Origin of the sequence: Serratia surfactantfaciens (genome assembly GCF_001642805.2) — a bacterium.
In the GTDB taxonomy this organism is placed as follows: Bacteria; Pseudomonadota; Gammaproteobacteria; order Enterobacterales; family Enterobacteriaceae; genus Serratia; species Serratia surfactantfaciens.
The window spans coordinates 2,525,188-2,544,609 of record NZ_CP016948.1; the positions used below are offsets into that span (position 1 = coordinate 2,525,188).

Annotated in this window: 20 protein-coding genes; 10 read left to right on the forward strand and 10 right to left on the reverse strand. The window is 58.5% G+C overall.

Features of this window, described 5'->3' with window-relative positions; all coding sequences use genetic code 11:
* Positions 1-34 precede the first annotated feature (34 nt).
* Entirely contained in the window at positions 35-1,420 is a 1,386-nt protein-coding gene (locus ATE40_RS11900) for a CoA transferase (protein ID WP_063918591.1), read from the forward strand.
* Here the strand turns inward: ATE40_RS11900 and ATE40_RS11905 are convergent.
* Positions 1,417-2,292 carry a LysR substrate-binding domain-containing protein gene (locus tag ATE40_RS11905; protein ID WP_063918592.1) on the reverse strand — a complete coding sequence of 292 codons (876 nt, stop codon included), beginning with the start codon at positions 2,290-2,292 and terminating at the stop codon, positions 1,417-1,419. The genes ATE40_RS11900 and ATE40_RS11905 overlap by 4 nt on opposite strands.
* Before the next feature lie 101 nt (positions 2,293-2,393).
* Here ATE40_RS11905 and ATE40_RS11910 point away from each other — a divergent pair, with 101 nt between their 5' ends.
* The gene (locus ATE40_RS11910; RefSeq protein WP_063918647.1) at positions 2,394-3,809 is read left to right on the forward strand and encodes a pyridoxal phosphate-dependent decarboxylase family protein; all 1,416 of its coding nucleotides are present in this window, start codon (positions 2,394-2,396) and stop codon (positions 3,807-3,809) included.
* Here ATE40_RS11910 and ATE40_RS11915 read toward each other — a convergent pair.
* Positions 3,806-4,525: a GNAT family N-acetyltransferase gene (locus tag ATE40_RS11915; RefSeq protein WP_071892008.1), complete on the reverse strand. Its 720-nt coding sequence runs from the start codon at positions 4,523-4,525 to the stop codon at positions 3,806-3,808. The genes ATE40_RS11910 and ATE40_RS11915 overlap by 4 nt on opposite strands.
* A gap of 731 nt (positions 4,526-5,256) precedes the next feature.
* Between ATE40_RS11915 and rcsA the strand changes: the two genes are divergently transcribed.
* Entirely contained in the window at positions 5,257-5,886 is a 630-nt protein-coding gene (gene rcsA, locus ATE40_RS11920; RefSeq protein WP_019453510.1) for a transcriptional regulator RcsA, read from the forward strand.
* A gap of 219 nt (positions 5,887-6,105) precedes the next feature.
* Here rcsA and dsrB read toward each other — a convergent pair whose 3' ends face one another.
* The gene (gene dsrB / locus ATE40_RS11925) at positions 6,106-6,306 is read right to left on the reverse strand and encodes a protein DsrB (RefSeq protein WP_019453509.1); all 201 of its coding nucleotides are present in this window, start codon (positions 6,304-6,306) and stop codon (positions 6,106-6,108) included.
* A 319-nt stretch (positions 6,307-6,625) separates the two neighbouring features.
* Positions 6,626-6,838 carry a transcription antiterminator/RNA stability regulator CspE gene (cspE, locus tag ATE40_RS11930; RefSeq protein ID WP_004935122.1) on the reverse strand — a complete coding sequence of 71 codons (213 nt, stop codon included), beginning with the start codon at positions 6,836-6,838 and terminating at the stop codon, positions 6,626-6,628.
* 376 nt (positions 6,839-7,214) lie between these two features.
* Between cspE and ATE40_RS11935 the strand changes: the two genes are divergently transcribed.
* From ATE40_RS11935 to ATE40_RS11945, 3 genes are all read left to right on the forward strand, one after another.
* Positions 7,215-7,592: a hypothetical protein gene (locus ATE40_RS11935; protein WP_063918594.1), complete on the forward strand. Its 378-nt coding sequence runs from the start codon at positions 7,215-7,217 to the stop codon at positions 7,590-7,592.
* Positions 7,593-8,103: 511 nt separating this feature from the next.
* Positions 8,104-8,313 (forward strand): hypothetical protein, encoded by a 210-nt coding sequence (locus ATE40_RS11940; protein ID WP_019453506.1) that lies wholly within the window; start codon positions 8,104-8,106, stop codon positions 8,311-8,313.
* A 153-nt stretch (positions 8,314-8,466) separates the two neighbouring features.
* Entirely contained in the window at positions 8,467-9,474 is a 1,008-nt protein-coding gene (locus tag ATE40_RS11945; RefSeq protein ID WP_019453505.1) for an NAD(P)H-quinone oxidoreductase, read from the forward strand.
* 43 nt (positions 9,475-9,517) lie between these two features.
* On the opposite strand, the gene ATE40_RS11950 is transcribed toward ATE40_RS11945, so the two are convergent.
* Entirely contained in the window at positions 9,518-10,570 is a 1,053-nt protein-coding gene (locus ATE40_RS11950; RefSeq protein WP_063918595.1) for an SDR family oxidoreductase, read from the reverse strand.
* Positions 10,571-10,680: 110 nt separating this feature from the next.
* Here ATE40_RS11950 and ATE40_RS11955 point away from each other — a divergent pair, with 110 nt between their 5' ends.
* The gene (locus ATE40_RS11955; RefSeq protein WP_063918596.1) at positions 10,681-11,613 is read left to right on the forward strand and encodes a LysR family transcriptional regulator; all 933 of its coding nucleotides are present in this window, start codon (positions 10,681-10,683) and stop codon (positions 11,611-11,613) included.
* Positions 11,614-11,616: 3 nt separating this feature from the next.
* On the opposite strand, the gene ATE40_RS11960 is transcribed toward ATE40_RS11955, so the two are convergent.
* The 3 genes from ATE40_RS11960 to ATE40_RS11970 form a co-directional block, all read right to left on the reverse strand.
* Complete coding sequence (locus tag ATE40_RS11960; protein WP_019453502.1) at positions 11,617-12,006, reverse strand: YidB family protein; 390 nt, start codon at positions 12,004-12,006, stop codon at positions 11,617-11,619.
* 93 nt (positions 12,007-12,099) lie between these two features.
* Positions 12,100-12,348 carry a GlsB/YeaQ/YmgE family stress response membrane protein gene (locus tag ATE40_RS11965; RefSeq protein WP_019453501.1) on the reverse strand — a complete coding sequence of 83 codons (249 nt, stop codon included), beginning with the start codon at positions 12,346-12,348 and terminating at the stop codon, positions 12,100-12,102.
* A gap of 14 nt (positions 12,349-12,362) precedes the next feature.
* Positions 12,363-12,560, reverse strand: coding sequence for an ElaB/YgaM/YqjD family protein (locus ATE40_RS11970; protein ID WP_019453500.1), 198 nt, complete (start codon positions 12,558-12,560; stop codon positions 12,363-12,365).
* A gap of 848 nt (positions 12,561-13,408) precedes the next feature.
* Between ATE40_RS11970 and yjdN the strand changes: the two genes are divergently transcribed.
* A complete protein-coding gene (gene yjdN / locus ATE40_RS11975) occupies positions 13,409-13,828 on the forward strand; it encodes a VOC family metalloprotein YjdN (RefSeq protein WP_019453497.1) in 420 nt (139 codons plus the stop codon).
* A 16-nt stretch (positions 13,829-13,844) separates the two neighbouring features.
* On the opposite strand, the gene ATE40_RS11980 is transcribed toward yjdN, so the two are convergent.
* The gene (locus ATE40_RS11980) at positions 13,845-14,039 is read right to left on the reverse strand and encodes a hypothetical protein (RefSeq protein WP_063918597.1); all 195 of its coding nucleotides are present in this window, start codon (positions 14,037-14,039) and stop codon (positions 13,845-13,847) included.
* Positions 14,040-14,199: 160 nt separating this feature from the next.
* Between ATE40_RS11980 and ATE40_RS11985 the strand changes: the two genes are divergently transcribed.
* Positions 14,200-15,753 carry a sensor domain-containing diguanylate cyclase gene (locus tag ATE40_RS11985; protein ID WP_063918598.1) on the forward strand — a complete coding sequence of 518 codons (1,554 nt, stop codon included), beginning with the start codon at positions 14,200-14,202 and terminating at the stop codon, positions 15,751-15,753.
* A gap of 494 nt (positions 15,754-16,247) precedes the next feature.
* Complete coding sequence (locus tag ATE40_RS11990) at positions 16,248-17,141, forward strand: Kdo hydroxylase KdoO (RefSeq protein WP_019453494.1); 894 nt, start codon at positions 16,248-16,250, stop codon at positions 17,139-17,141.
* A 42-nt stretch (positions 17,142-17,183) separates the two neighbouring features.
* On the opposite strand, the gene paaZ is transcribed toward ATE40_RS11990, so the two are convergent.
* Entirely contained in the window at positions 17,184-19,250 is a 2,067-nt protein-coding gene (paaZ, locus tag ATE40_RS11995; protein WP_063918599.1) for a phenylacetic acid degradation bifunctional protein PaaZ, read from the reverse strand.
* Positions 19,251-19,422 lie beyond the last annotated feature (172 nt).

Consider the following 19,422-nt stretch of genomic DNA (forward strand, 5'->3'; position numbering starts at 1 on the left):
GGCTATATTTCCGACGACACGCAAGGAGCGGCCGATGACGCCTCTTATTCACACTCTGCTCGACGACATTTGGCAAAGCCTGGGGCAATGCCCCGCGCCCGTCGACCGGCTCACCGTCAGCGGCGCCGGCGCATTGCCTTCGGCGTTTCCCGTCACCGAATTGGCCACCGCCGCCTGGGGCGCCGCCGGATTGGCCTGCGGCGAATTGCTGCGCCGTGAGGCTGCCGACGCACCGCAGGCCTGGATCGATCAACGCCTGGCCTCATTCTGGTTCGGCTGGACGCTGCGTCCGTTGGGTTGGACGCTGCCTGCGGCGTGGGACGCGCTGGCCGGCGACTATGCCACGGCGGATGGCTGGATACGCCTGCATACCAATGCGCCGCACCATCGGCGAGCGGTGGAACAGGTGCTGGGCGCGGCATCGGATAAAGGCTCGCTGGCGGCGCGCGTGCTGAGCTGGAAAAAAAGCGAACTGGAACAGGCGGTCATCGAGGCCGGCGGCTGCGCGGCCCAAATGCGTTCGGCGGCCGACTGGCGCCAGCATATTCAGGGCAAGAGCGTGGCGCTCGAACCGTTGATCCACACCTCGCTGCAGCCGGAAGCGCCGCCGCCGGGTTGGGCGCTGCCCGCCGCCCGGCCGCTGCACGGCGTACGGGTGCTGGATCTGACGCGCATTCTCGCCGGGCCAATCGCCACGCGTTTTCTCGCCGGTTTGGGCGCCGACGTGCTGCGCATCGATCCTTACGGTTGGGATGAACCCGGCGTCGAGCATGAGGTGATGCTGGGCAAGCGCAGCGCGCGCCTCAACCTGGGCAATGCGCACGATCGCCATACGTTTGAACACCTGCTGAAGAACGCCGACGTGATTGTGCACGGCTACCGCGCCGGTGCGCTGGAGAAGCTGGGCTATGGCACGGAGGAAAGGCGCGCGCTGGCGCCGGGCCTGATCGACGTCTGCCTGAATGCCTACGGCTGGAGCGGGCCGTGGCGCACCCGGCGCGGTTTCGACAGTCTGGTGCAGATGAGCTGCGGGCTGGCGGAGGCAGGCATGGTTTGGCGCAGCGCCAGTATGCCGGTGCCGCTGCCGGTACAGGCTCTGGACCACGCCACCGGCTATTTGATGGCGGCAGCGGTATTGACCGGTATGGCGCAGCGCATGAAAAACGGTGCCGGCTACCACGCCCGGTTGTCGCTGGCGCGCACGGCGCAACTGCTGTTGGCGCATCCGCATCCGACGCATTATCGGCCGGAACCGCTGGCGCCTGCCGGCCCCGCCGACGAGAATCCGGAAACGGAACTGACTTACTGGGGCGCCGCGCAACGCCTGCGCGCGCCGTTAAGCCTGCAGGGCACCGCACTGCAATGGGCGCTGCCGGCGACCACGCTCGGCGCCTCGCAGCCGGAGTGGCTGCGCCGTTAAACCGCCGCCAGCTGCTGCTGCAGCCACTGCAGCAAACGTGTCACCGCCGGGGTCAGCCCGGCGGTCTGCGGCCACGCCAGATAAACGTCGTCATCGCTCAGGCGGCATGGCGCGGCCAGCGCCACCAGCCTCCCCGCGTCGATCGCGTCCTGTACCAGCAGCTTTTTCGCCAGCGCGATGCCGAATCCTTGTTCCGCTGCGCGAATCAATAATCCGGCATCGTTGAACAGCGCCTGTTGCCGCCCGCACAACGAGCGCCCCTGTGCGTTGAACCAGTCGCGCCAGGGGCTGACGTCGTGCTCCAGCAACGGCATATCCCCGCCGCTCTCGAATGCCTCCCGCCACTGCCGCGCCATGTCCGGTGAAGCGACCGGCAGCACATCACCCGCCGCGATGCGCTGCGCCTGCAGCCCCGGCCAATGCCCGCCGCCGATGCGGATCGCCGCATCGAAGCCGCGCTGCGACAGATCCTGTAGCGTCAATGAGGCATCGATATCGAGCGCAATATCGGCGCAGGTCTGATTAAAGGCCGGCAAACGCGGCAACAGCCAGTAATGGGCAAAAGACGGCAACACGCTGATGCGCAGCGTCTGGCGTGCCGCCGCACGTCGGGCGCGGGCCACGCCCTGCTGCAGCGCCTGCAGCGCCGGTTCCACCGCCGCCAGCAACTCTCGCCCGGCCGCATTCAAACGCAGCCCGCGCCCGCGCCGTTCAAACAGCGGGTAGCCGACCGCCTGCTCCAGCTGCTGAATTTGCTGGCTCACCGCCCCATGCGTCAAATGCACCTGCTGCGCCGTGGCACGCAAATTTTCCAACCGGGCGGCGATCGCAAAAGTCGGCAAGACATGCAGGGGAAGACGTTCATTCATCATTGGTTAACCAGGCTATCCAAAAAGGGTATTTTTTATCGATTTTGGCCGACAGGCAAATGTTCTATGTTTACCTGACCATTCCTGACGCTTTCGGAGCCGCCATGCACCCACGTTTACAACAGGATCTCGCTCAGTTTCCGCAGATCCTCGACTACACCCGCCAGCTGGCGGAGGACTTTCTGGCTGGGCTGCAACAGCGCTCGGTCTGCCCGCCGCTCGCGCACCAGCAGCTGCAGCCGGGTGATGACCGATTAGCAGAAAACGGCGCCGGCGCCCTGGCGGCGCTGGATGACTTCTGGCAGAAGTATCAGGCCGGCATTTCCGCCAGCGCCGGCCCGCGTTATTTCGGCTTCGTCACCGGCGGCGGTACCCCGGCGGCGGTCGCCGCGGACTGGCTGGTTAGTGTGACAGACCAAAATAGCCTGCTCAGCCATGATACCATCGCAGCCACGATTGAACTGGCGGCCGTGACGCAGTTGAAATCCCTGCTGGGCCTGCCGGAAGCGTTCAACGGCAGCCTGGTCAGCGGCGCCACCATGGCCAATTTCGCCGGGCTGGCCATTGGCCGACAGTGGCTGGGCCAACGACACGGTGTCGATGTCGCCCAACAGGGCCTGGCGGCACTGGGCCCCATCCGGGTATTGGCGGCCAATCCACACTCCAGCAGCGTGAAGGCGCTCAGCATGCTCGGCATCGGCCGCGAAGCGTTGACGACCGTCGCCAGCCTGCCGAAGTCTGAAGCCATGGATATGGAAGCACTGGAGCGGCAGCTCGCCGCTGGCGAAGGCCGGCCCACGTTGGTGCTCGCCAGCGCCGGCACGGTCAACACCGTCGCTTTCGACGATCTGCCGCGTCTGCTGGCGCTGCGGGAGCGTTATCCGTTTTGGCTGCATGTCGATGCGGCCTTCGGCGGCGTGGCGGCCTGCTCGCCGCTATACGCCCCAAGGCTCGAGGGCTGGCAACATGCGAATTCCATCACCGTCGATGCCCACAAATGGCTGAACGTGCCTTACGACAGCGCGATCCAATTTACCCGCCATCTGGATCTACAGATGCAGGTGTTTCAGAACCATTCGGCCTACCTGGAGGCGCCGACGCTGCGGCCAGACAACTACCTGCATCTGACGCCGGAAAACTCGCGCCGCTTTCGCGCCCTGCCGCTCTGGCTGACGCTGAAAGCCTATGGCCGCAGCGGTATCCGGGATATCGTCGAGCGCAACGTCCAACTGGCGCAGGCGCTGGGGGCGGCGTTAGCGGCAGACGAGGGGTTCCACCTGCTGGCACCGGTGAATTTGAACGTGGTGTGCTTTGCGCTCAGCCATCCGCAAGGTGAGCGCGAGGCGGCGCGCGATCGCTTTCTCGAGCGCCTTAATCGGCATGGCGTAGTGCGCTGCACCCCGACCACCTATAACCATCAGCCGGGGATCCGCGCCGCGTTGGTCAACTGGATGACGCAGGAGCAGGACATCCAATTGGCGCTGGACTCGTTGCGCCATTGCCTGGCGGAGACGGCTTAGGCGCCCGGCAGGTCACCGAGGTGAAAGGTCTGCAAACGCCGCTCTTGCCGCCCGTCATCACCGATATTGTCCGGCGACAGCCAGGCGGTAAACGCCGCGCGCAGCGGCGGCCACTCTCCGTCGATGATCGACAGCCAGTCGGTGTCGCGCGTGCGCCCTTTGACGACAATCGCCTGGCGGAAAGTGCCCTCGTAACGAAAGCCAAAACGCTCGGCGGCCTGGCGTGAGGGCAGATTGAGGTTATCGCACTTCCATTCGCAGCGCCGGTAGCCAAGATCGTCGAACAGATGCCGCAGCATCAGGAAGATCGCTTCGCTGCCGAGGGCGCTGCGCTTCATCAACGGCGACCAGTTGATGGTTCCCAGCTCTGCCACACCGTTGGCGGGATCGACGCGCAAAAAGGCGCAGGTTCCCACCGCGCGCCCGTTCTCCTGCTCGATCACCACCATCGTGTTTCTGTCGGCGCTGGTTGCCTGGGCCTGGAGATAGCGCTGGAAATCCTCGCGCGTCTGCGGCCGTTCCCAGAACAGATAGGTCCAGTCGCTATCGTCTTCGGCGGTTTGATAAGCGCGATAGAGTTCATCGCCCCAGCGATCGATGTTCAGCGGTTCCAGACGGCAAAACCGTCCTTGCAGTAACGTCTGTCCGGGCATGCCTGCCGGCTGCCAATGGGGAAGAGCGTCGCCTATCGGCTGCCCGTACGGATTCCGTCTCATCGCGGCGTCCTGTTTTTGAAAGGGAAAAAGCAAGTTAAAACCAACTCAGGCCAGAGACAACTCCGACCTGCTTTTTGGCGCAGGTTTGCCAGAAAGCGGCACAACTGTTTAGAGAAATAACTCAATTCCCGTTTAGCATTCACAGAAATGATTTCAGCTGAAATAAATATCCATATAACTCATTGTAAAACGGTGATTTATGGCAACAATTAAGCTACACATTTCAGCAATAACGTTAACTTTTGTTTGCCGTTATGATACAAAATGAAGTGATTGTCATTCTCAAAAATACTGTCACACTAGATAATTGATTGATTTTAAACCATAAAAAACCAACTGCGCAAAGTGAGTTGTTTTTGAGCATTCAAAAAGCCCGCTGAAAAGCTTCAAAAAAACAACACATGAATTTTTTTTAAGACTTTTCCTAGCAAACTAAAATTTTGTTTCGTGACATGATGGGCAGAATCCCGGCGAGAGATGCCGCCAGGCACGGGCGCCAAGTACAAATCAGGCCTATCATATTGAAGCGGAGCCGTCAGTGGAACGCTCTGACTTAAGCTAAACTTATAGATTCATGTGATTAATAAGTTTAGTATGAAAATATCATTGAGTGCCGTCGCGTTTATTGATAGAACACTCGCTACACTGAATTATTGTTTCATTTTGCCTTTCGGCTTTTTAGGCTTTTTCTCATATTACCGCAGTAAAACGGATTTAAGTGGGGGTGCGATATGCCAACGATCATCATGGATTCATGTAGCTATACCAGATTGGGATTAACCGACTATCTGACTTCGCACGGCGTGAAGAAACGCCATATTAATGCCATTGAGGATATTGACAGCCTGCATGAAAAATGCAGTAAGTTGAATCCCAGTTTGGTGTTTATTAACGAGGACTGCTTCATCCACGAAGCAAACGCCACCGAGCGAATAAAACGGGTGATATCACTGCACCCGGATACGTTATTCTTTATCTTTATGGCCATTACCAACGTACATTTCGACGATTACTTATATGTTCGCAAGAATGTCATCATATCGTCAAAATCCATCAAACCAGAGACTATGAATCAGCTACTTAGTCACTATCTCGAGAAAAAGTCCCTTCGGGTGGAGAAGTCCTCCCTGGATCAAACGCCGGTCACGTTGAGCCAGACCGAATCGAACATGTTACGCATGTGGATGTCCGGTCAAGGTACCATCCAGATATCAGACCAGATGCAAATAAAAGCTAAAACGGTCTCTTCACACAAGGGAAACATCAAGCGGAAAATAAAAACGCACAACAAGCAAATCATATACCACGTTGTTCGTTTGACTGACACGCTGACCAGTGGAATATTTGTCAATAGCCGTTAAACATACAGAGAATGCCCCCCACTCTGTTTTGGCCGTCGTTAAATATCCGGTGATAATGTAATCCGGGTGTCAAGCGTCGGAAACGCCAAAAGAATACCTGCTGCGTTATCCCCCGCTAGCGCAACGGGTATTTTTTTACATAGATAAAATAAATCCTACCGTAACGAAATAGTCTCAAAATAGACTATTTCACAAGTTGATTAATGAGATTACCCGAAGTCACTGCCCGCGTTCGCGGTGCGGCTCCACAAAGGTGCCGTCGCGGCTATCTATTTCATTAAAGAACCACACGCCCGCCGGATAATCCTCAAGGGAAACCAGATACATGGTGCCCTCGTTGAACACCTCTACGGCCAGGATGACGCCTTCCCGCCGTGGGCCGCCGTCTGTTTTTACCGTCACGCGATCGTTAACCTGCATACCTTCCCCCATTATTTGCGATTGGCGTCAGTGTATTACAAAACGCAGGGAGAACACACCGCCCTGTCCTGCCACACTCTGCTATCAGCGTAGCAGCCATCAGGATTTTTCACTTCCTTAACATTTTGGCCGCAGAATCTTAAGCTGGCCCCGCGTAACCTGTCCGTAGGCGTTTCCCCCCCAGAGAAGCGCTCGCAAATGAAGAAGTAACAAGGAACTTTTGCCCGCTGACTTGCGGGCTTTTTTTTGCCCTGCGCCAAATTACAGGCATAAAAAAACCCGCCGCAGCGGGTTCTTTTCAATCAGCGGTAAACGCCAATTAGATAGCGGTAACGTTAGCCGCAGATGGACCTTTCGCACCGTTCTCGATAGAGAACTGTACGTTCTGGCCTTCAGCCAGGGTCTTGAAGCCTTGATCCTGGATAGCAGAGAAGTGTACGAATACGTCTTTGCTGCCGTCTGCTGGGGTGATGAAACCAAAACCTTTAGCTTCGTTGAACCACTTCACTTGACCTTTGATCATGTTGGACATGTCTAATTTCCTTCAATAATAATGTAAGCCGCCATGGGCGAGATAGCCGGTCATCAGTTACTTATGGAGGCACTGGAAAGGAAATTCGTCAGAGAAGGGCTATCCGGGATAACGCTTTAAATTTGAACTACTTTACTCAAAATGTCGTGCATAAATAGGTCTGTACCACAGGCCGACATCATTAACTCATGAGCGAGCAGCAATAGCAACCTTTTTCGCCGTGATGAGACGCTAATCGCGGCTAAGCGCACAGGATTTGACCCTGCTTGCCGATGGAATCGCCGTCTGGCGTATCCGTAACACCCTGCTCAAATGATAGTAATTCTCGTTCTGCTGTTCTATAGTTGCCTGGCGAAATCATCCAGGGAGACTCACCATGCCGAGATGGCTCACATTACCGACCGCCTGCCGCGCCGCGCTGCTGGCCTTTGCCACTTGCAGCGCCCCGCTTGGCGCGCTGGAGTTGAATTATCAGCCTCCAGAGCCCAGTGCTGCCCCTGCCCCTAAACCGGTGGCGCCGCCAGGGCCGGCCCCCAAGGCGGCGAAATCGCCGATTACCTGGGTGGAAGCGCGAGATAAAAGCGGCTTTCGCGTCGATATCGAGTGCGATCATCCGGGTTGCAGCAAGCCGCGCACCAAACCTTACCCCGCGTATGAAGGCCCGGTGAAGAAAACCGATCGCCGCCGCCAATCCGATCCTTATTCCACCAACCAGGATCCCGATTACAACATTCAGTTAGGTTATGAATGGTAATAGCGCTTTCGGAGTAATGCCTATACACCCCGCTATCACGGCCGCTTAGAATAGCGTCAGTTCACCACTCCTCCTGGTGTTGAACCTAACAAGCTGTGTTGCAAATCTTTATGCGCCTCCCTATAGGCGCTTTTTTTTTTGCCTCTCGTCATCGCGCTTTGCCGATTACAGATTGGTCTCATTGCCCGACTAAGTGATGAATGTCACAAATACGCCTCTTTGCCATTCTTATTTCGGAGGTGATGTTCATGGCCACAGGATCCCTTGCTCTCTTGGCCGTCTTGGCCGGCATTGCGGGCTATGCGCTCTACAAGCATTTCAAATCTCAGAAGAAAAGCGCATTGGTTCGCCCGTACGATCGGTAACCGGCAACGCATTTTCACCGCAAAGGCGCGGCTCACCGCACGCCGCGCCTTCGCTGATTGTCATCCTTTCATCACAAAAATGTCACAATATGGCCATATCATGATTGGCGATTATCCGCTCTGGCTTAACACCAAGGATTTCGCCCATGACCCTAATTAAAGCTGCAAACCACCAGGAAGCAGAAAAGCTCATCCGCGCCGGCACGGCCAAGAAAATCGAACTGGCCTACGATATCGACAGCGACGATTTCTTCCAGCTTGCCAGCCTGTGGTGCGATAAAGGCGCCAAGATCTCCAAAGGAAAAGAACACTTTATCGTCTCGTTAAAAGGATTCCGCATCCCGCCTAACGATTGATCGCCTGCCGCCCATCGCGGCGGCTTCGCCCCTTCCTCGCAAAACCGCTCTATTCGACCACGCGCACCTCATTCGATTTCGCTAAGCTAACGGCAGACTTTATTGCGGGCGTTCCGCCTGATAGCCGCGTCCACCACGATGAGGAGAGTGACCATGTCAACAAATGCAGCGCTGCCCGGCAAGATGAAAGCGATTGAGATCAGCCAGCCAGGCGCCCCCGAGGTTCTGGTCGTCACCGAGCGCCCGGTACCCGTCCCGCAAGCGGGCGAACTGCTGGTGAAAATTGCCGCCGCCGGCGTTAACCGCCCCGACGTGTTGCAGCGCCAGGGAAACTATGCGCCACCGCCGGGCGCTTCGGATATCCCCGGTCTGGAAATCGCCGGCGAAGTGGTGGCCCTCGGCGAAGGCGTAACCCATTTCGCTCTTGGCGATCGGGTTTGCGCCCTCATCGCCGGCGGCGGCTATGCGGAATACTGCACCGTACATGAAAGCAATGCGCTGCCGGTGCCGGCGGGTCTGAGCCTGACCGAGGCCGCCGCACTGCCGGAAACCTTCTTTACCGTCTGGGTCAACGTGTTCCAACGCGGCCACCTCAAAGCCGGCGAAACCGTGTTGATCCACGGCGGCACTTCCGGTATCGGCACGGTCGCCACCATGCTGGCGAAAGCCTTCTGTGCACAGGTGATCACCACCGTCGGCTCCGAAGATAAACGCCAGGCCAGTCTGGCGCTGGGCGCCGACGTGGCGATTAATTACCGCAACGAAGACTTTGTCACGCGCACCAAAGAGGTCACCGGCGGCAAAGGCGCCGACGTAATCGTCGATCTGATCGCCGGCGACTATGTCGCCAAGAACTATCAGGCAGCGGCGATGGAAGGCCGCATCGTGCAAATCGGCACGCAACATGGCGTGGTGAAAGAGTTAAACCTGATGCCGCTGCTGTTGAAACGCCTGACCCATACCGGTTCAACGCTGCGCTCACGCAGCGTCGCGGACAAGGCGCAGATTGCCGCCGAGCTGCAAGAGAAGGTTTGGCCGCTGCTGGAACGCGGCGTGCTGAAACCGCAGATCTTTAAAACCTTCCCGCTTGAGCAGGCCGCCGCAGCGCATACGCTGATGGAGTCCAGCGAGCATATCGGCAAAATCATGCTGACGTTCTAAGACCGTTCCCCGCCGCCTCACGGCGGGGAAGCCAATACGCCACTCAGGGAATGATGCCGCGACGGCGGAACTCATCAAACAGCGTGATAAACATGGTTTCGGTTTCAATAAACTGATGGAAACCCAAACGCCGCGCCTTGCTGCCGTCCGCGAACATGTCATAGTCCCAGGAAAAGACGAAATCGGCGAAACGCCAGCCAGCCACCGCGCGATAATCAGCCTCGGTCAAAGAGTGCCGCTGCGCCAGCTCCCGCCACAGCGGCGCTTTGTCGGCCATCATGCTCTCCAGCGTCATCGACAACGGTGGCGCACATTCCAGCCCGAAGTACGCGGCGATTTTCGGCCACATTTCGCTCCAGCGAAACAGATCGCCGTTGTTGATGTTAAACGCCTGATTGGCCGCCGCAGGTTCGGTCGCCGCCCACAGAGTGGCGCGCGCCAACAGCCCGGCGTCGGTCATTTCCAACAGGCTGTGGTAAGCGCCCGGCTTACCGGGAAAGCGCAGCGGCAGCCCGAGCGCTTTACTGATGGAGGCGTAAACCGCGATGCTTAACGCCAGATTCATCGGGTTGCCGAGCGAGAAGCCCCCCACCACGCTCGGGCGAATGGCGCTCCAGCGCCAGCGCTTGCCTGCCTGACGCTGCGCCAAATACTGCTGCTGCGCCATGTTAAACTCCGGCGGCATATGCCCCGCGTCGCTTTCGCGCGCCGGCGTTTTAAACGGCCCCAAATGCGCGCCATAGACCTTATAGCCCTGCATCAGGCTGATATGCTCCAACGCCGGCGCGATCGGCTCCAGTCCTTCGACAACGTGTTGCAACATCTGCAGGTTCGGCGCCACCAGTCCCGCCCAGTCCGGCGCATCCTGATAGGCGGCATAGAAAACGTGACTAATCGCGCTCAGCGGTCGCAGCGCGTCACGCGTCGCCGCCGCATCCAGCAGGTCAACCTGCAGATGGCTCACCCCTGGCGCCGGTTGCCCACCCCGCCGCGAAACGCCCACCACTGGCCAACCCAGGCCGGTCAGCTCCTCAATCAATCGGCGCCCAATCACGCCATTGGCGCCGATCACCAGCGCCTGTCGCATTGCGTTCATCTTGCCACTCCTCGGGTTATCGATGCCCAGAGTGTTATTGATTAGCAATACTTGTGGTAGAAGAGACTTTCTACTAACACTAATAAGAAAAATCTATAGGCAAGCACATCATGGATAAGCTGAACGCGATGAAAACCTTTCTGCGGGTAGCGGAGCTGGGCAGCCTGTCGGCCGCCGCTCGCGATCTGCGTTTGACGCAGCCGGCGGTCAGTCAGCAAATCGCCGGCCTGGAGCAACAGCTGGGAGCGCAGCTGTTGTTTCGCAGCACTCGGGCGGTCACCCTGACCGAGGCCGGCAATGATTACTATCAGCGTATCAAACCGATTATGGCGGCGGTCGACGAAGCGGAAGAGGCGCTGCACGGGCAGCACCACCGGCTGCAGGGCAATCTGCGCCTTCACGCACCGACCGGTTTCGGGCAACGACACGTCACGCCGCTGGCCATCGCGTTCCAGCAGCGTCACCCGGAACTCACCATCGAGCTGCTGCTGGACGATCGCCGCGCCGACGTGATCGGCGAAGGCATCGACGTAGCGCTGCGCTTCGGCGAATTGCACGCGCCCGGCATGGTGGCGAAACGGCTGGGTGAGTTGCAACGCCTGCTGGTGGCGTCGCCGGCCTATCTGGCCAAGCACGGTACCCCCCGTTCGCCGGCGGAGCTGGTGAAACATGCGCACATTCGTTACAGCGGATTAAACGACGGTGATACGCTCACCCTGCTCGGCCCACACGGCGCCGAGATAGTCGCTCTGCGGCCCACGTTCCGCGCCAACAATACGTTATCGCTGCTGGCGGCCATCGAGGCAGGCGCCGGAATCGGCGGCGCTCAGCGGCCGTTGATCGGCGAGCAGCTGGCGACAGGGGCGTTGGTTCCCGTGTTGCCGGAATACCGCTACCCGCCCATGGCGCTGCACGCGGTCTACCCCGCTTTACGTTTTATTCCGGAAAAAGTGCGCGCCTGGGTGGCGCATCTGCAACAGGCGTTGACGACGATCGAGGGAATCAGCAGAGTGAATGCCCCCGGCCAGACGCCGGGAGCATAATCATTATTTGAACAATTTGCCGACCATGTCGCCCAATTCATTGCTGTCTTGCTGTACTTCGCCATTTGGTGAAGCGGCATCGGCTACCGTCGGCAAGAACTGCGCAATGGTGCTGGACGCCTGGGCCGGATCGACGCCCAGCTTTTCAGCCAGTTGATTGATCGCATCGCTGCCCAACGCCTGCTGCACGTGATCGCCGGTAATCGGCTGATTTTCGCCATTGCCGAGCCAGGAACCGACGATATCGCCGAACTGCCCCTGACGGAACTTGTCCAAAATGGCCTGCAGGCCGCCTTGTTGCTCGACCCACTGCATAATGGCGATGTAATCGATGCCTTTGCCGTTGGCACCGCCGCCTAAAATGTTACCCAATACGCTATCGAACAGACCCATGATATTCCCCTTTCAGCGATTCGGCCGCGCCGCGCCGCCGGATTGATTTCACGAAAAAGGGCCGCCGCGGCGACCCTGTTGAGCAACGGCTGCTTAGCCTTTGATCTTCCTGTAGACAAAAAGCACCACCAGTGCACCGATGACTGCCACCACAAAGCTGCCCAGGTTAAAACCGTCAACGCGACCCATACCGAAGAAGGTGCTGATATAGCCGCCGACCACGGCGCCCACGACCCCCAGTACCACGGTCATAATAAACCCGCCGCCGTCTTTGCCCGGCATAATCCATTTGGCCAGGATACCGGCGATTAAACCAAAAATGATCCAGGAAATGATGCCCATCTTTACTCTCCCTCTTACCTTTTGCCTAACAGAAATCCTATGACCAGGCCCACGACGGCGCCGGCGCCTATCCCCGCCCAAGGGTTATCCTTGATGCAGGCACATGATTGCTCGAGCGCTGCTTGTACGCCGCTGCGCACTTCGCAGGCGGTGGTTTTCACGTAGTCGCTCGGTTGCTCAACACCGTTTAGATCGTCATTTTCATATGACATGTCAAATCCTTACAGACCCACCCTCTGAGAATTGCGTCACCTGTTTCACGCCAGACGCCGTCCGCTCCGCGATGTTGCTCTGGGCGACTTGCCCGCAGCAGCTCAATGCAGGGTGTGCGGCGACAAACGCGCAACTTCACACTATGACTATAGTAAAAAATCAGCGGTTTACCCATTTCCGTCCGTCTGAATTTCACCGTATAAAAAACGCTCGCATTTCATCTCGTCGTCATATTGGCAGACTAAACTTTGAACAAATCCTTTGGGAGGAAACGCCGATGTTCAATGGCCCGTTTGTTCTGATTCTCGCGCTACTGTACGCACTGGCCGCCATCTGGGACGGTTCCGCCGCGTTACTGTTTCTTTAAGGTTACATAGCGGTTGTCACTTATGCGATGCGCTTAATTGTGTCCTTATTTTTCAAGGGCGCCAGCCGGTTGAAATAGCGGTGAATCTCCTCCCTTTCCTCGGTAAAAATCTCATTTCGTTCCGCTTTCCATCTGCGCTTAAACGTAAAAAAGCATCCATGGAAGACCCTATTCCGTACAAAACGCTCTAACATTCTGCTCATTTACCGGCTTGGACACGGCCTTTCGTGCCGCGACGCCTGCCGAATGCACAGGGTGACGAGCCGATCGTGCAACCGCCGTTGGTGGACTTCCCGCGGGATGATGAAATGTGCGCGGCCGGCGAACCTCCGCTGTATTAATCGCCTTCGCCGCGCTCAAGCATTCTGCAGCAGGGGAACTACACTAATAAGTCACCGACGGCAATTATTGCCGCCAGCAACCATTTTTCCCGCCCGTGGGCCGGTCGTTGCCTGCCGGGTCTTAACCGAGGTCAATGTCATGCTGGTACAACCCTATTTGTTCTTCAGCGGTAACTGTGAGCAAGCGATTAACTTCTATGTGCAGCAGCTGAATGCCAAAATTGAAATGGTCATGCGTTTCAAAGATATGCCCGAAGAGGCCCGACAAGGCGGGCCACAGGACGTCAACCCGGATGCGATCATGCATGCGCGCCTGCTGATCGGCGACGGCGTGCTGATGGCTTCAGACGGCTGTCCGCAGGATGACAGCGGCGGGGCTTCCCACAAAGGCTTCTCGCTGTCGCTGAACCCCAGCGATGCGGAACAAGGACGCAAACTGTTCGATAATCTGGCGCAGGGCGGCCAGGTGACGATGCCTTATCAAGCCACCTTCTGGGCCAAAGGCTTCGGTATGCTGACCGACAAATTCGGCGTCAACTGGATGATCAACGTCGAATAACCCCTTCATGGCGCCGCTAGCTATAGCGGTGCCAGTCATAGGCCGCCTTGGCGAACAGAACGAACAGCAGCGCCAACAGCACCAATCTCAACCGCCAGTAGGGCGACCGACGCCGCCGCCAGGCGAAGTACATCATCACCGCCAGCGCCCCCAGCGTGAGGGGGTAATACACCGCCAACGTCAGTAACGCGATAATGATGTAATCCGACATGGATCCTTTCACTCCGTAGTGTTTACGCCGCCGCTGATGCAGTTTGCGGCCCGACTTTCCCCCATCGCCACGTTAAGGGCTAGAGGTCTGGCGCATTTATGCATAAAATATAGGATTGCTCTTAACTCAAATTGAATAGTAATCAAACCACAAGGGTGACATGACTCAGCAGCAACCCCTACAGGATGCCGTGCCGCCGCGCAGCGTTAAAAGCTCCCCATTATTATTTCAGGCCGGCGTGTTTGTCATCATCGTTGCCGCCACGCTGATCCTCTTTAACAGCTGGCAAATCTGGAGCGCGCACCAGCGCGATCTGCGCAGCGCCGAGCATGAATCCGCCAACCTCGCCCGTTCGCTGGCGCAGCATGCCGACGACACCTTCATGCAGGTGGATGGCAATCTGCTCGATCTGACCGAGCGTATTCAGACCGACGGACTGGGTCCGTCACAGCTGATGCGGCTGCAGCGGGTGATGCAGACACAGGTCGGCAACCTGCCGCAGCTGCATGGGCTGTTTGTTTACGATGCGCGCGGCCGCTGGCTGGCGACGGCCTCAGGCAAATTCATCAAGAACGCCAACAACGCCGATCGCGATTACTTCAAATATCATCAGAATCGCGATGGCGCCGGCCTGTACATCGGCAAAGTGATCCGCAGCCGCACCACCGGCGATCTGATCATCCCCGTTTCGCGGCGATTCAACAACCCGGACGGCAGCTTTGGCGGCGTAGTGCTGGCCACGCTGTACATCGATTATTTCCGCCAGTTTTACGATAGTTTCGCGCTCAACACCGACGCCTCGTTAAACCTGCTGCTGGCGGATGGCACCATCCTGTACCGCCGCCCGTACTCGGCAACGTCGATCGGTAAAAACATCGCCAAGGGCGTGCTGTTCAGCGAGATTTTGCCGCATTCGGAGTTCGGCAACGCCACCATTACCTCGCTGTTCGACAAAGTGGAGCGCATCTACGGCTACTCGCGAGTGAACCGCTTTCCCCTGGTGATCGCTGCGGGATTGTCGAAACGCGACGCGCTGGCGGATTGGCGCACCGACGCCGGCCTGTTCGCCGCCGGCGGCCTCTCTTTATTGATGATCCTGCTGGCGATGGGCATGGTGCTGCTGCGGCAAATCAAGCACAGCATGCAAACCGAAGCCGAACTGATGCGCACCCGCGATCAATTGACCAGCATCAACCAGATGCTCGAAGAGCTGGCGCTGCTGGACGGCCTGACCGGCCTGGCCAATCGCCGCCAGTTTGATATCGCGCTGAAGAACGAGCTGGCGCGCGCTTCACGCAACTACCGCAGCGTGGCGCTACTGATGCTGGATATCGACTACTTCAAACAGTACAACGACAGCTATGGCCACGTCGCCGGCGACCAGTGCCTGCAGCAGATCGGCCAAACGCTGAAGGGGTTGGCATGCCGCAGCAACGACGTGCTGGCGCGCTACGGCGGTGAAGAGATGGGGATTATTCTGCCGGATACCGATGTGCAAGGCGCGCTGATTTTCGCCGAACGCGTTATCAATGCGGTGCGCGATCTGAAGATCCCGCATCAGGGCAATCCGCACGGCATCGTTACCATCAGCATCGGTATCTGCGCCAAAGTGCCGCATATGTACAACGATACGCCGATCGGCTTTATCAATGAGGCCGACAGCGCGCTGTATCAGGCCAAGAAAAAAGGCAAAAACTGCATTTACGGCGCTTGACCAATAATTAGGCCGTCGCAACCAGGCGGCCCAAATTATTTATCCGGAAAAATGAAATAATTCCCCCCCAAAACTTTTTCTCTCCGGCGTTATCTTCCCTCCTGAATAGAATAGCGGCGAAAAATAAGCAGGGTATTTATTTCCATTAAAATTCAACAAGATAAAAAACACGCCATTTAACGAACAATTCGTGCCTTTTTTGATTATTCGTGCCTACAGCGGGGCTCGTTTAGCCTACGTTTACTTTTTATTGGCGTTGCCGGTGATACCCTTGTCAGGACTATTCTAATTATCAGGAAGCCATCGCACGCTTCGGCGCAATGCGCCCTGCTGATACAACCATAATAGAACTCACCTATTTCACGTTGCCATTGGGCGACCGGCGCAAAGCGTTCTGACGCCGCTCCAGCCAGCCACTGTGCAAACCAGTGCAGCCATCCACGCGGCAACCTGAAAGGCGGGAATAAAGCGATACAGATTTGCGAGGAGATCTCATGCCTACTGGCGATATTATGCGTGAACAGGCCGTACTGACGCTGCCGTTGCGGCAATGGGCGGCGGCGGAAACATCCAGCGCGGTCAGCGAACTGGAACAGGGCAAAGTGCTGTTTCTGCCTGAACTGGCCTTCACCCTGTCTGAGCAGGAAAAGCCGCTGCTGGATCCGACGCTGGTCGATCCGAAGCGCAAGAACATCAGCTATCAGCCTCTGTCCGGCAAGCTGACCGGCGTCGCCGTTGCGGAGCGCCAGCAGCAGGTGCAGCAGCTGCTGGAACGCTATTACCAATCCTGTCGCCAGCTGATCGCCGGGCTGTTGCCCGAGTATCAGGAGGTGCTGCACCATCCGACCGGCAGCCTGCGCTTGCATCCGGTTTCCGCCTGGCGCGCCAAGAACTCCTGGCGCAAAGACGACAGCCGGCTGCACGTCGACGCTTTCCCGTCGCGTCCAAACTACGGCGAACGCATTCTGCGCATCTTCACCAACATCAATCCTCACGGTGAGAATCGCCAATGGCGCGTCGGAGAACCCTTCCCCGATCTGGCGGAACGCTTTATGCCGCGTTTGGCCCGTTACTCCGCCTTCAGCAGCTGGTTGCAACATCAGGTCCGCATCACCAAAACCCGCCGCAGCCATTATGACCATCTGATGCTGCAACTGCATGACGCGATGAAGGCCGACAGCGATTATCAGCAACGGGGTCCGCAGCTGGCGCTGGAGTTCCCGCCGGGCAGCAGTTGGATTTGCTTCTCGGATCAAACGCCGCACGCCGCGATGGGCGGCCAGTTTATGCTGGAGCAGACCTTCCTGTTGCCGGTGAATAAAATGCAGGATCCGCAGCGTTCGCCGCTGAAAGTGCTGGAACAGCTGCGCGGGCAGCCGCTGATCTGAATGACTCGCCGCCGCCGGCACCCGGCGGCGGCGAAGCGCGCATTATGCCTCGAAGTCCCCTTGCTGACGCGCCACCAGCGTCAGGATGCTGTACAGCGCCACCGGCTGCTGTTCCTGATTCAGCACCTGCACATCCCACACCACCACGCCATGCGGCCGATCTTCGGCGGTTTTCTGCGGCTTGCGGATCTTCTTCTTGCAGGTTAACCGCACCTGAATGGTGTCACCGATCTTCACCGGTTCAATAAAGCGCAGATTTTCCATGCCGTAGTTGGCGATTACCGGCCCAACGGCAGCGTCGACAAACAGCCCGGCAGCGGCGGACACCACAAAGTAACCGTGCGCCACCCGCTCGCCGAACAGCGAATCGGCAGCGCCGATCTTGTCCATGTGCGCGTAAAAATGGTCGCCGCTCAGGCAGGCGAAGTTGACGATATCCGCCTCGGTCACGGTGCGGCGCGCGGTCAACAGGCTATCGCCAAGCTGCAGCTGCTCGAAATATTTGCGGAACGGATGCACCGGATGCTCGGCGACCGGCGCGCCGCGCACCCATTCACCGCCGATGGCCGCCAGCATCGCCGGGCTGCCCTGGATCGCCGTACGCTGCATATAATGTTTCACCGCGCGCAGCCCGCCCAGCTCTTCGCCACCGCCGGCGCGCCCCGGGCCGCCGTGCACCAGCATCGGCAACGGCGAGCCGTGGCCGGTGGATTCCGCCGCCGCCTGCTCATCCAAAATCAACATACGTCCGTGAGCGCAGGCCGCCGCGCGGATAAAGCGCTTGGCCAGCGCCGGGTCGGCGGTCACCAGCGATCCCGCCAGGCTGCCCTGCCCCAGCAACGCCAGCGCGATCGCCTGCTCGGTATCCGCATACGGCATCAGCGTCGCCACCGGGCCGAAGGCCTCGGTACCGTGCACCGCCTGATGGGTGAACGGATCGGCGCAATACAGCAGAGTCGGCGGATAAAATGCGCCACCGCGCGCGCCGTCCCCCAGCACGTCCAGCTTATCCAGGGCTGCGCCGCACAGCGGCTCGCAACCGTTGCGCAGCAGGAACTCCACCTTGCTTTGCACATCATCACGCTGTTCGTGGCTGACCAACGCCCCCATGCGCACCTGCTCCAGCTGCGGGTCGCCCAGCGTCACGCCTGACAGTCGCTGCAGCAAGGCCTGACGCACCGCCGCCACCTGCGACGCCGGCACGATGATGCGGCGGATCGCGGTGCATTTCTGCCCCGCCTTGGCGGTCATTTCACGACACACCTCTTTAATAAACAGGGCAAATTCCGGCATTTCCGGCGTCACGTCCTCCGCCAACACGCAGCAGTTGAGCGAATCCGCCTCCATGGTGAACGCGATCGATTTCTCCAACAGGCGCGGATGCGCGCGCAGCCGCTGGCCGGTCTGCGCCGAACCGGTGAACGTGACCGCATCCTGATAATCCAGGTGCGCAAACATGTCGCCAACGCCGCCGCACACCAGCTGCAGCGCCCCTTCCGGCACCAGGCCGCTGTCGACGATCAGCCTGACCATCGCCTGCGTCAACTGCGCGGTGGCGGTGGCCGGCTTGATGATGGCCGGCATGCCCGCCAGCCAGGTCGGCGCCAGTTTTTCCAACATCCCCCAGCACGGGAAGTTGAAGGCATTGATATGCAGCGCTACGCCCGGGCGCGAGGTCAGAACATGGCGGGCGGCGAATTGCGCCTGCTTCGACAGCGGGATCAGCTCATCTTCCGGCCACAGCGTATCGTCCGGCAGATCGCGGCCGGCCATGCCGGCATAAGCGAACAGCGTCGCGATGCCGCCTTCGATATCGACCCAGCCGTCGCTGCGCGTCGCCCCGGTTTGATAGGAGATCTGATACAGCGCCTCTTTATGCGCCAGCAGGTGCTTCGCCACCGCTTTCAACATCTGGGCGCGCTGCTGGAACGTCATTTTCGCCAGCGCCGGGCCGCCGTGGCTGCGGGCATAGCTCAGGCTGGCCGCTAACGGCAGGCCGTCGGAGCAGACCTGGAACAGCACTTCGCCGGTCACGGCGTGGCGGATCTCGCGGCCCTCTCCCTGCCCATATACCCAGGCGCCAGAAAGATAACTGTGTAACTGCTGCATGTGCCCTCCAAAATTCATAAATTTTCACCATACAGCTTAATTACGTATCACATAAATGCCAGTCAACGCCAAACTCAATTTTAACAAAAAGAGAACAAAAGGCACCACCAGGCCGCTCACCCTGCCGTTAACACGGAATTAACCACCTTATTTATCAAATTAAATCAACAAA

Coding starts and splice junctions, on each gene's coding strand:
- ATE40_RS11955 (WP_063918596.1), top strand. CDS start 10,681: ATGGATAAGCTGAACGCGATGAAAACCTTTCTGCGGGTAGCGGAGCTG.
- ATE40_RS11990 (WP_019453494.1), top strand. CDS start 16,248: ATGCCTACTGGCGATATTATGCGTGAACAGGCCGTACTGACGCTGCCG.
- ATE40_RS11900 (WP_063918591.1), top strand. CDS start 35: ATGACGCCTCTTATTCACACTCTGCTCGACGACATTTGGCAAAGCCTG.
- ATE40_RS11985 (WP_063918598.1), top strand. CDS start 14,200: ATGACTCAGCAGCAACCCCTACAGGATGCCGTGCCGCCGCGCAGCGTT.
- ATE40_RS11935 (WP_063918594.1), top strand. CDS start 7,215: ATGCCGAGATGGCTCACATTACCGACCGCCTGCCGCGCCGCGCTGCTG.
- ATE40_RS11980 (WP_063918597.1), bottom strand. CDS start 14,039: ATGTCGGATTACATCATTATCGCGTTACTGACGTTGGCGGTGTATTAC.
- ATE40_RS11950 (WP_063918595.1), bottom strand. CDS start 10,570: ATGAACGCAATGCGACAGGCGCTGGTGATCGGCGCCAATGGCGTGATT.
- ATE40_RS11910 (WP_063918647.1), top strand. CDS start 2,394: ATGCACCCACGTTTACAACAGGATCTCGCTCAGTTTCCGCAGATCCTC.
- ATE40_RS11960 (WP_019453502.1), bottom strand. CDS start 12,006: ATGGGTCTGTTCGATAGCGTATTGGGTAACATTTTAGGCGGCGGTGCC.
- cspE (WP_004935122.1), bottom strand. CDS start 6,838: ATGTCCAACATGATCAAAGGTCAAGTGAAGTGGTTCAACGAAGCTAAA.
- yjdN (WP_019453497.1), top strand. CDS start 13,409: ATGCTGGTACAACCCTATTTGTTCTTCAGCGGTAACTGTGAGCAAGCG.
- ATE40_RS11970 (WP_019453500.1), bottom strand. CDS start 12,560: ATGTCATATGAAAATGACGATCTAAACGGTGTTGAGCAACCGAGCGAC.
- ATE40_RS11945 (WP_019453505.1), top strand. CDS start 8,467: ATGTCAACAAATGCAGCGCTGCCCGGCAAGATGAAAGCGATTGAGATC.
- paaZ (WP_063918599.1), bottom strand. CDS start 19,250: ATGCAGCAGTTACACAGTTATCTTTCTGGCGCCTGGGTATATGGGCAG.
- ATE40_RS11965 (WP_019453501.1), bottom strand. CDS start 12,348: ATGGGCATCATTTCCTGGATCATTTTTGGTTTAATCGCCGGTATCCTG.
- rcsA (WP_019453510.1), top strand. CDS start 5,257: ATGCCAACGATCATCATGGATTCATGTAGCTATACCAGATTGGGATTA.
- ATE40_RS11905 (WP_063918592.1), bottom strand. CDS start 2,292: ATGATGAATGAACGTCTTCCCCTGCATGTCTTGCCGACTTTTGCGATC.
- ATE40_RS11915 (WP_071892008.1), bottom strand. CDS start 4,525: ATGAGACGGAATCCGTACGGGCAGCCGATAGGCGACGCTCTTCCCCAT.
- ATE40_RS11940 (WP_019453506.1), top strand. CDS start 8,104: ATGACCCTAATTAAAGCTGCAAACCACCAGGAAGCAGAAAAGCTCATC.
- dsrB (WP_019453509.1), bottom strand. CDS start 6,306: ATGCAGGTTAACGATCGCGTGACGGTAAAAACAGACGGCGGCCCACGG.